This is a genomic window from Allobosea sp. P1_A7, from assembly GCF_056406775.1.
In genome coordinates this window covers 1-10882 of record NZ_JBFTZN010000323.1, presented here as the reverse complement: position 1 = coordinate 10882, position 10882 = coordinate 1, and the positions used below count along the sequence as shown (strand labels likewise).

Below are 10882 nucleotides of genomic sequence, written 5' to 3'. Positions count from 1 at the left end.
CATCAGGCTCCTCCAGTCTGCGGTCTGGCGGTCTGGGCCGCACGCTTCAGTTTTTTGACAGGCATTGTGAATGGCAGGACGTTTTTCTCGTCGATCAACGTCACGCTTTCGCGAAGGATGTTCAGAAAGTCGTCGCGCGCTGCGAGCTTCTGGTGCGGACGCCAGGCGACGCCGACGAGGGCGCCGGGCGGCGGCGGATCGAGCAATGCGCCACGCAGGCGGCGCATGGTCACGCCCGGAAAGGTCAGTCGTGAGACCCAGTCGGGGGCGAGCGCCATGCCGAGCCCCGCGGCGACCGCAGACATCATGGCAGGTTTTTCCGTGGCCTCGATCGTCACGTTCGGCACCGAGCCGACGCTTTCGAAATAGGCCATCACGAGATCATAGGCGAAGGGCCGGATCCGCTTGGACGGAACGACGAACGGCTCGCCGATCAGGTCGTTCATCGTCAGGCTCTCACGGGCGGCGAGAGGGTGGCTCTCGTTGAGCACCACGATCGGCCGTTCGACACGCAATATCTCGAAGGCGCAGTCTGTCGGCTTGCGTGGCGGACGTACGAGCGCGATGTCGAGCTTGCCGGCTTCCAGCATCTGGATCAGTGCCGCGGTCATGGCTTCGACAAATTTGATCTCGATACCGGGATGGCGTTCGCGGAAGGCGACGAGCGCTTGCGGGACGAAGCTGGAGGAGGCGGCGTCGATTGCGCCGACCCGCAAGACCTTGCTCGAGGCGAGCGAGGCTTCGCGCACGGCGCGCGAGGCATGTTCCATTTTGACGAGGATGCCCTTGGCTTCCTCGAGCATCAGCAGGCCGGCGCGGGTCAGCGCCACCTGACGTGTCGTGCGCGTAAGCAGACTGACGCCCAGCTCGTCTTCCAACGTGCTGATCTGGCGCGAAAGTGCGGGTGGTGCGAGGCCAAGCCTTTCAGCCGCGCGGCCGAAATGCAGCTCCTCCGCCACCGCGATGAAGCATCGCAGTTGCCGAACATCCATGACGATCGTCTGCTCCCCTCTGGCGTATCGCTTTTTGCGATATCTTCCAGCCTTCGCGGTTATGGCCTTTAGCGGCTGGTGCCGTGAAAGCGACCGTAGAGCAATTCATAATTTTTTGGCAACAAAGCCGTGGACCTAGCCGCGGCTTTCCTTGGGATGAGGGTCCTTGCGGCGCCGGAAGAGCCGTCCGTCGATCAGGGCGAGGCCGAGGAAGATCGCTGCCATGCCGAGGAAATGCCGTGGCAGCAGCGCTTCCCCGAGCAGCCCGACGCCAAGCAGGATGGCGCTGACCGGCRCGAGGAAGGTCACCAGCATGGCGTTGCTGCCGCCGGCGCGCCGCATGATCTGGAAGAAGATGACATAGGCGAGCGCGGTCGAGAGCAGGGCGAGTCCGACCAACGCGCCGATCGCGGCCCTGGATGGGAACGGGAGAAGCCATGGCGGGGCGAGGAGCAGGACCAGTGGCAGGGTCATGACCGTCGTGGCGCTGAGCTGGCCCGTTGCCGTCACCAATGGCGGGAGCTCGCGGAACCGGCGGCCATAGAGACCGGCAAAGCCATAGGAAAGTGCCGCCGCCAGGCAGGCGAGCTGCGGAAGCAGTGCATTGCCGAGCCCACTGATCACATCCGGGCCCATCAGGATGGCGACGCCGACGACACCGGCCAGCACGCCGGTGATCTTAAGTGGTGTGGCCTTCTCGTTGCTTCCGAAAAGATGAGCGACGACCACGCCGAAGACCGGGGTCGTCGCATTCAGGATCGCGGCGAGGCCAGCGCCGATCTGCGTCTGCCCCCAGAAGATCAGGCCGAAGGGGATGAGGTTGTTCAGCAGGCCCATGCCGAAGAAGGCGAGCCACATCCGGCCGCCCACTGCCATCGTCAGGCCAAGCGCGCGCACGGCGACTTGGAGCACGGCTGCCGCAAGCGCGACCCGCGCCAGCACCACGGCGAGCGGCGGCCACTCCGTCACCGCGATCTTGGCGAAGAAGAAAGAGCCGCCCCAGAGCAGCGAAAGCACGAGCAGCAGGAGCCACTCGCGCGTGCCCATCGCGGGAGGCGGGGAGGCGGGAGTGGAGGCCATGGGCTCGGTCCTTGACGCGATCCTGAAACGCAGTTGCAGGATCGCTAGGGTGAAGTCAGGCGGGCCGCCACCCGCTTTCTGATCAGGCGGCTTCGGCGTCCCGTCCCTGCCACATCGCCTTGAAGGCGGGGCGGCCCTGGCAGGCTTCGAGCCAGGCCTTCACATGCGGGACGGCGGCAAACAGCTCGGGCGCGCCGGTCTGGGCATAGCGAATGACTTCGGAGACATTGATGTCGACGACGGTGAAGCGACCGCCGACGAGATAGCCGGCCCTGGCGAGGGCATCGTTGAGCACGGCCAGAGGCGCGCGTAGGGCTTCTGCCGCGGCGTCGGCCAGTTTGGCGTCGCGCTCCGCCGGCGGCTTGGCAATGCGGTGATAGAGCGTGTTGAGCGCGTTGGTCTCGCATTCGGTCGCGGCCCAGAGCGTCCACATCGCAGCAAGCCCCTCTTCCTGGACGTCTTTCGGCGCCAGCGGCCCGCCATGCTTGCGGGCGAGATAGAGGTTGATCGCGAGCGATTCGTGCAGGACGAAGCCGTCATCGTCGATCGACGGAATATGCCCGTTGGGGTTCACCTTCAGGAATTCAGTGCTGCGGGTATGGACCGGTGCGTCAGCCGCCTTGGGATCAGGCACCCGGCCGGCCTGGATCACAGGCACGTGCCTGAAGGAGAGGCCAAGCTCGTTGGCGAGCCAGATATTGCGCGTCGCGCGCGAACGATAGCACCCGTAGATCGTCAGGGTCATGAGGCAGGCTTTCAGGTTGGGGGTGGTCAGACGGTCTGGCGCAAGGTCTCGCGGGCGATGATCAGGCGCTGGATCTCGGAGGTGCCCTCATAGATGCGGGTGATGCGGGCATCGCGGGCATAGYGTTCGACGGGGAAGTCGCGGCAATAGCCGGCGCCGCCATGAATCTGGATTGCCGTGTCGGTGCAGCGATGCGCCGCTTCCGAGGCGAAGAGCTTGGCCATCGAGGCTTCCCGGGCGAAAGGCTCGCCGCGATCCTTCCGGGCGGCGGCGTCGAGGATCAGCAGCCGCGAAGCATGCAGATCGAGCTCGCGGTCGGCGATCATCCATTGCAGGCCCTGGAAGTCGCTGAGCGCCTGGCCGAATTGCTGCCGCTCCTTGGCGTAGGATTTCGCGGCCTCCATGGCCGCGCGGGCGATGCCGAGCGAAACGGCGGCGACGCCGATGCGGCCGCCGGCCAGCTCGCCGACCGCGACCCGGAAGCCGTCATTCTCCCGACCCATCAGGTTCGAGGCCGGGATGCGTGCGCCCTCGAAATGGATGGTATTCGTGGCCGAGCCGGTCTGCCCCATCTTCTTCTCGGCCTTGCCGACGCTGACGCCCGGCGTGTCGGCCGGAACCAGAAAGACCGAGATGCCCTTGCCTTTCGGTGCGTCGGGGTCGGTCACGGCCCAGACGACGAAGAGGCCGGCATATTCGCCGCTGGTGATGAAGATCTTCTGGCCGTCGAGCACATAGCTGTCGCCGTCGCGGCGCGCCCGCATCCGCATGCCCGCGGGGTCTGAGCCCGCTCCGGCTTCGGTCAGGCAGAAGGCGCCGGCCGCATAGGTGCCGTCAGCGAGCTTCGGCAGATAGGCGGCCTTGTGCGCGGCCGAGCCAACCGCCTGGATGACCTCTCCGACCATATTGGTCACCGAGGTCGTGACCGCGGTCGAGGCGCAGGCGGCCGCGAGTTCCTCCAGTGTCAGCGCGAAGGCGACCGTGCCGGCCTCGCTGCCGCCGAACTCGCCGCGGACATTGAGCGCCATGAAGCCGTTTTCGGCGAGGGTCTTCAGATTGGCCAGGAATTCGCTGCGACCCTCGCCGCGATCGAGAGCCTCGGCCAGCGGCGCCAGCCGGTCGGACGCGATTTTCCGGGCGGCTTCGCGGATCAGTCCTTCCTCGTCGCTCAGCGCGAATTCCATGCTGCCCTCGTCGTTTCGTGCCCCGACCTTAGAGGGCCGGCACTGAACCGCCAACCGGCGTGATCGGCTCGTTCCTGCGAAGATGGACGCGCGTTCCCGCACATGCGCTCCGGTCACGGAGATGGGGGTTGACGCGATGAGCCTTCGGGTGCATCTCGGCCTCGCTGCAAGCCTTCCGGCGGCAGTTTCACAGGAACCCCGACCCAATGCCAACCGACAGTCCCAGTCGACAGTCGATGCCGTCTGACGCCGCTTCGCGCGCCTGACCGGGGAAACCGGCTTGCCTGCGATCGGCCATGACGGCCGATCAAAGGATACGAGCTATGAATGCCGTTGCCACCGCACCGGAGCGGGATCTTCTCGCTGCAACCCTCGCCCAGACGCTGGCGCGGGACCATATCGCCGACATTGTCGAAACCCTGAACGACCAGGACGTCGAAACGGTTGCCGCCGTGCTCCTTGCCTTGCCGTTCGAACGGGCCGTCGAGGTGCTGGACCAGCATGAACTGACGGCGGCCTCCGAAGCGCTCGGCTTGATGCCGGAAGCGCGCGCGGCGCAGTTCCTGTCCGCCATGTCGGCGGCTCGACTACATCCGGCATGTCGAGCGTACGCGCGAGACGATCTATGCGATCTATGTCCTCGATCCCGCAACCGGGAAGCTGGTCCGCGCCGTTTCGCTGCGCCGGCTGATCAGCGGCGATCCGCAGGCGCTCGTCGCCTCTGTCGTGCCCGAGATGAAGCCGATCAGCGTGACGCCGGAGGTCGACCGGGAAGATGTCGCGCGGCTGTTCACGAAATACGACCTCCTTGCCGTTCCCGTCATCGATGCGGGCGAACGCGTCATCGGCATCGTCACGGTCGACGACGTCATCGATGCGATGATCGCGGAGACGACGGAGGACGTGCAGAAGCTGGGCGGCATGGAGGCGCTCGACGAGCCCTACAACGAGATCAGCTTCGGCCGGATGATCCGCAAGCGCGCCGGCTGGCTCAGCATCCTGCTCATCGGCGAGATGCTGACGGCCTCGGTGATGCAGCACTATGAAGGCCAGCTCGAGAAGGCGATCGTGCTGACTCTGTTCATCCCGCTCATCATGAGCTCGGGTGGCAATTCCGGGTCGCAGGCCACCTCGCTGCTGATCCGGGCGCTGGCGTTGCGCGAGATCAAGCTGAGCGACTGGTGGCGGGTGGCGCTGCGTGAGATTCCGACCGGCCTCACGCTTGGTGCCATCCTCGGCGCCATCGGTGTCGTGCGCGTCATCGCCTGGCAGAAGCTCGGTCTGTACGATTATGGCGAGCACTGGGCCCTGATCGCGGCAACCGTCGGCGTGGCTCTGCTCGGTATCGTCACCTTTGGCTCGCTCACCGGCTCGATGCTGCCCTTCATCCTCAAGCGCCTGGGTTTCGATCCGGCGAGTGCTTCGGCTCCCTTTGTCGCGACCCTGGTCGATGTCACCGGCCTGATGATCTATTTCGGGGTGGCCGCGATGATCTTGAGCGGTACCTTGCTTTGAACGCCCGGCTGCAGGACGGGCACGGCTCCATCATCGAACCGGATCTCGTACCCGCTCAGATGATGTAAGCCTTCCGTGCTCGCATCGGCCTGCCCCGAAAACCGCAATCCCCGTCCCGGGGCAATGCCTTAGCCGGCGCGTCCGTTCTGCACTGCGACCGTGGTGGCGGGCCCGGGCTGCCTGAGCTTCTCGATCTGGCGTTGGTGGTCCTTGAACTCGCTCAGCGCCGTGCCGCCCAGGGTGTGGTTGCTCGGCAGCTTGACCTTCATCGGATCGACGAAGTGGCTGTTGATCGTCACCTCATAATGGACGTGAGGTCCGGTCGAGAGGCCCGTCGTGCCGACGGTGCCGATGATCTCGCCCATGCGGACAGTGGCCCCCGGTTTGATCTGCGAGCCGATATTGGCCATGTGGTTGTAAGCGGTAGCGTAGCCGTTCGCGTGCTCGATCTCGACGCGGTTGCCGTAGCCGGCATGCGGGCCGGCGGCGACCACCTTCCCGTCACCTGCAGCCATGATCGGCGTGCCGCGGGGCGAGGCCCAGTCGACGCCGCTGTGAAGGCGTGAATAGCGCAGGATCGGGTGACGGCGCATACCGAACGGTGAGCTGATGCGTCCGATCTGGACCGGGCGGCGCAGCAGGAGCTTCCGCAGTGAAAGCCCTTCTTCGTCGAGATAGTCGACATCCCCGGTCTCGGGCGAAGCGTAGCGATAGACGCGGTGGGTCTCTTCCTCCGCCGTCAGGGCGGCATAGAGCAGCTCACGGCGGCCGGTCGAGGCGGCCTCGTCGTCGCTGAAGATCATCTCGAGGCGATCGCCGACATTCGTTCGCTGCTTGAGATCGAGATTCGATGCGAAGATGCCTACGAACTCGTCGATGAGTTCACGCGGTACCTGACTCTTGACCGCGCTGGCATAGACGCTCTGGAAGAGGGTGGCGCGCTCGCCGCTGTCCTCGTCGTCGTCATCGCTGCTGTCGTCAGCTGGATTGTGGTGCGCGTCATTCTTGGCCACCGCGACGAACCGGCCGCCATCATCTGCCGCAACGATCTCTTCCGGGCCGGTTTCGTCGAAGAGAATGACGCGCTGGATGGTTTGGCCGCTGCCCTCCGGTGCGATCAGGAGGCGCAGATGCTGGCCTTCCGGGAGGTCCGCCTTCGCGCGCTTTCCGAGTGCGGCGACGATGGCCGCGACCCGCCGGTCGTCTGCGCCGTTGTTCTGAAGGATGGAGGCCAGGGTGTCGCCATGGCCGAGCATGATGTCGCGTTCTTCGAACGGTCCCTGAGAGCCGGTGCGCACAGGAATATTGGTGACGTTCTCCGGGATGATTCTGACATCCAGAGAGCCGAATGCCGGTGAGCCGAGGGGAGCCGCCTGCTCCGTTTCGGCTTCCCCGGCCAAGCGAAGGGTGCGCGAGAGAATGCGCTGGTTCGAATACTCCAGCGGCGGTTGCGGTTCCGATCCGGAGAGGCGGAGCAACTCGGCAACCTGCTCGGCGGCGGCAGTATCGGAGAGGCCGGGCTCGGTGCCTGTCGCCGCCTGATCGGATAGATCGCGCCTCACGACCGACACATCGGCATCAGCGGGATCGACTGCCGCCTGCGGCGCAGCCTCTCGACCGGCACTGGGCGGAGAGCTGAGCGATTCGAGGTCGGGCATGTTGGGAGCAGCTATCGCGAGCGGCGAGAGTTCCGCCGCGACATGGACGAGTGCATGGACCTTGGTGATTTCGCGCGCGCCGACCGTTTCGGTGAGCGGCGCACGGAAATGACGCGCTGTGCCGATCGAGAACCCGCGCTGCACAAGCAGGTCGCCCTTGCGGGCCGAGCCGTTTGCACTGGTGCCGCGCGGCAAGGCCGTGACGGCCCTTTCCGGGCTTCGCGTGGCGGGGCTATCGGCCTCGGAAACCAGCAATGACGAGGTCAGCAATCCGGCTCCGACCAGCCCCAGAAGCAGGCTGGCCGAAAGCCACCGTCCCGAGAAGGCGGCATGATCGCGCAGCGGCATGGGGCTCGGGCGAGGCGCAAAGGGATCGGTCAGCGCATCGGCGTTTTCGTCGTAGAACGGGCGCAACACCACTCCGTCGGTCGGAACTCTTCGCGACTCTGCCTGCGAGAACGGGGTGCCTCCCTATGTGCGGCGGGAAGGGGCGAAACTATGACGGCAGAAACTTTTCACCCGCGGCCCGTCAGCGCATGCGCGTGCGAGACGGTTCGAGGATCGTCGTGAACCGGTGACGTTCTGCTGGTCGTCATCCCCGGCCGGGATGGCGATGAGCCCGAATCAGGACGTCTCTCGGTCTTCCTCGACACGGTTGCGCCCCGCGGCCTTGGCGACATAAAGCGCGCGATCGGCGGCTGTGACGAGCRCAGGCCAGCCTCCGTCCTGGTTTTCTCTTCGGGCGACGCCGAAACTCGCGGTCACCTCGATGCTTTGCCCCGTTTCCAGCGTGAAGGGGGAGGCCCGCAGAAGCGTCCGGAGCCGCTCTGCGACGTCGACCGGCGATTCGACGTGTGGATCCATCAGGAGGATGGCGAACTCCTCGCCGCCAAAGCGGGCAATGACGTCGTCGCGCCGCAGCGCCGAGCGCAGGCGCTGGGCGGCTTCCTTGAGGATCGCGTCTCCCGCGGCATGGCCGAATCGGTCGTTGACGTCCTTGAAGTAGTCGATGTCGAGCAGGATCAGWCCGATACCCGTCGGGTCGGCTTCCCCGTCATGGAGGTGAGCGACCAGCCGCTCCAGGGCGCCCCGGTTCAGCACGCCGGTCAAGCCATCGGTGTCGGCCCGTTTCCTCAGCTTTTCCGTCAGTGCCGCGCGTTCGTTGTCCAACGTGTTGCGCTCGATCAGCCGCCGGCGAAGCGTATCGAGCGCCAGGAAGAGGCTGCGCATCTCGCCCCGCATGCCCCGACCGTCGATGGGCTCCTGCACGGCTCCGTCGGCGAGGGCAAGGACGTGGCTGCGGGCGCGCAGCAAGGGCCGGAACAGCAGGTTCTGGCTGGCGACGAGCAGCGCGAGTTCGATGATGAGCGCAAGGCAGGTCGCGGCCACGACGGCGATGAGGGACCGCAGAGCGACGTTGCGCTCCATCTGCAGATGCTCGACGGTGACATCGAGATAGGCGTCGCGAAGCTGCTCCAGCGGTGCGAATGTCGGCACGATCAGATGGGTGAAGCTGGTCGGGGTGACGCCAAAATCGCCGGATTGGCCTGCTTTGAGCGTTCGCTCGAGCAGCGCCATCCCGTTCCCAAAGAAGCGCTCGACGACCGCCTGGTGCGCAGCGGCGACTCGCGCATCGTCGCTCGCCCCGGTCTGTTGCCCGGCGAGTTCCCACAAGGCGAGCACCCGCCCCCGGCTCAGCTCGAACGCGCCCCTGCGGTCGAGATCGATCTGCAGGCCGCTGGCCATCGGGATGACCAGATGGGAGCCGAGCCGCCCGGCATATTCGCGCAGCTCGCTCAGCATGCGCGCGACCATGGCGTGGCCGACGAGATCGGTCTCGCCAGCCAGGAGGCCGGTCATGCACCATGGACAGCATCGGCTGGGCCGCATCGAAGACGCCGAACATGGTCTCGACCGCCTGCTCGATCTCGGCATTGCTGCGCCCTGACAGCGGGCGGCTGGCGAGAGCGTCGACTTGCTGCCGGGCCGAGGCGAGCGTCTGGACCAGGGCATCCAGCGATGGCTTGAGTTGCGCGGTCTCGGAAATCCGCGCCAGCGCGGCGTCGGTCTCGGCGCGAAACGCGATCAGCMGCTGGCGGGAAGGGCTGTCGAGCGACGGCTCCTCGCCCAAGACGCTGTTCGTCGGCCCCCGTTCAGCAGTCAGCCGATTGGCCGCGTCCAGGGCGAACCGGAAGGCCTGCAGCTTGGAGAGATTGTCGCGACTGGCGTCCAGATCGCTGTAATAGCTGGCGATGAGTGTCAGGCCGAGGGCCAGTGAACAGGCCATGACCAGGATGATCGCGGCCCAGAACCGGTAGCTCAGATTGGGATGCTCTGAGCCAGGGCGGTCTGCGGCATTTCTTCCAGCGGGAACCATGGCAGACAGAATTTACTCGCATCACCCTTGGGAAACTGCCCAGGGGGCGGATATTCCGCTCAGAATATCGCCGCAAGGGGAAAGTCCAGGCGGACCGATCCCGGGCCGGTGCCTTCGGAGGCAGAGTTGCTCCGAACGTCAGAGCTTAGGCGCGCAGGACGACATCAAAGTAAAGGGCATGCGGGGCAGCTTCCGCTGCGACAAGGCGGCGCGCCCCGAGATGTAAACCGAAGGCGCGCGGGCCTCAGCCCGCCAGGACGCGCTGCGGCGGGAAGGTGATCTCGACCAGCGTGCCTTCCTTCTTGACGCTGGTGATGGTCATCGCCGCGCGGTTGGCTTCGACCAGGGCCTTGGTCAGCGGCAGGCCCAGGCCCGTGCCTCCGGCGCGTCGCGTCGTCGGCACCTGGCGGAACGGCTCCAGCGCCATTGCGATTTCGCTGTCGTCCATGCCGATGCCGGTATCGCGGACCCGCAGGATCGCCTCGCCCTGATCGCCGAGGGCCGTCGAGACGATGACCTGCCCGCCGGCATCGGTGAACTTCACCGCATTGGAGAGCAGGTTGATCACGATCTGACGGATCGAACGCTGATCGGCCACGACCGGCGGCAGCTTGGGCGAGAGCCCGGAGCGCAGCACCACGCGTCCACGTTGAGCCTCCGGCTGCAGCAGATTGACGACGGACAGCGCGATCTCGTTCAGATTGACGCTGACGAAGTCGAGATCGAGCTTGCCGGCCTCGATCTTGGCGAGGTCAAGCAAGTCATTGACCAGGCTGATGACATAGCCGCCCGACTGGTGGATGTCGCGCAGGTATTCCTTGTAGCGTTCATTGGCGATGGGCCCGAAGCGCTCCTCGGCCATGACCTCGGCGAAGCCGATGATCGCGTTCAGCGGCGTGCGGATCTCATGGCTGATCTTGGCGAGCACGTCCGATTTCTGAGCGCTGGCCTTCTCGGCCGCCTTGCGGGCCTCGACCAATTCGCCTTCGGTCTTCTTCCAGGCGGTGATGTCGCGCAGCACGGCACAGAAGCGTCGCTCGGCGCCGTCGGCGATCTGGCCCATGGTCATGAACAGCGGAATGCGGCCGCCCTGACGCACGCGCGCCATGACCTCGCGCCCGTCATTCATCACCGAGGCGACGCCGCCGCCCTTGAGGCCTTCGAGGTAATCGAGAGCAGGAGCGTGGCTCTCCGGAGCGAAGAGCAACGTGAACAATTCGCCTGAGACCTCCCGCTGGTCGTAACCGAACAGGGCCTCCGCGGTCTTGTTGAGCGAGAGAATGCGGCCGCGCTCGTCGACGGTGACGACGCCGTCGGTCGCGGTATCAAGC

At 65.8% G+C, this 10882-nt stretch carries 7 protein-coding genes and 1 pseudogene; 1 reads left to right on the top strand and 7 read right to left on the bottom strand.

What is annotated here, in order from left to right:
- Window positions 1–2: 2 nt before the first annotated feature.
- The 4 genes from AC1D34_RS32775 to AC1D34_RS32760 form a co-directional block, all read right to left on the bottom strand.
- On the bottom strand, window positions 3–992 hold the full coding sequence (locus tag AC1D34_RS32775) for a LysR family transcriptional regulator (protein WP_069877455.1): 990 nt from the start codon (window positions 990–992) through the stop codon (window positions 3–5).
- A gap of 135 nt (window positions 993–1127) precedes the next feature.
- Complete coding sequence (locus AC1D34_RS32770) at window positions 1128–2072, bottom strand: DMT family transporter (RefSeq protein ID WP_476826492.1); 945 nt, start codon at window positions 2070–2072, stop codon at window positions 1128–1130.
- An 82-nt stretch (window positions 2073–2154) separates the two neighbouring features.
- Complete coding sequence (locus AC1D34_RS32765; protein WP_441488949.1) at window positions 2155–2817, bottom strand: glutathione S-transferase family protein; 663 nt, start codon at window positions 2815–2817, stop codon at window positions 2155–2157.
- Window positions 2818–2843: 26 nt separating this feature from the next.
- Window positions 2844–4001: an acyl-CoA dehydrogenase family protein gene (locus tag AC1D34_RS32760; protein WP_476826491.1), complete on the bottom strand. Its 1158-nt coding sequence runs from the start codon at window positions 3999–4001 to the stop codon at window positions 2844–2846.
- 323 nt (window positions 4002–4324) lie between these two features.
- Between AC1D34_RS32760 and mgtE the strand changes: the two are divergent.
- Window positions 4325–5516, top strand: a pseudogene (gene mgtE, locus AC1D34_RS32755) (magnesium transporter).
- A gap of 128 nt (window positions 5517–5644) precedes the next feature.
- Here the strand turns inward: mgtE and AC1D34_RS32750 are convergent.
- The 3 genes from AC1D34_RS32750 to AC1D34_RS32740 form a co-directional block, all read right to left on the bottom strand.
- The gene (locus AC1D34_RS32750) at window positions 5645–7588 is read right to left on the bottom strand and encodes a M23 family metallopeptidase (RefSeq protein WP_476826490.1); all 1944 of its coding nucleotides are present in this window, start codon (window positions 7586–7588) and stop codon (window positions 5645–5647) included.
- A gap of 210 nt (window positions 7589–7798) precedes the next feature.
- Window positions 7799–9034 carry a GGDEF domain-containing protein gene (locus AC1D34_RS32745; RefSeq protein WP_476826489.1) on the bottom strand — a complete coding sequence of 412 codons (1236 nt, stop codon included), beginning with the start codon at window positions 9032–9034 and terminating at the stop codon, window positions 7799–7801.
- Window positions 9035–9795: 761 nt separating this feature from the next.
- Window positions 9796–10882 (bottom strand): sensor histidine kinase (locus tag AC1D34_RS32740; RefSeq protein WP_476826488.1); only part of this gene is annotated, 1087 nt, incomplete at its 5' end.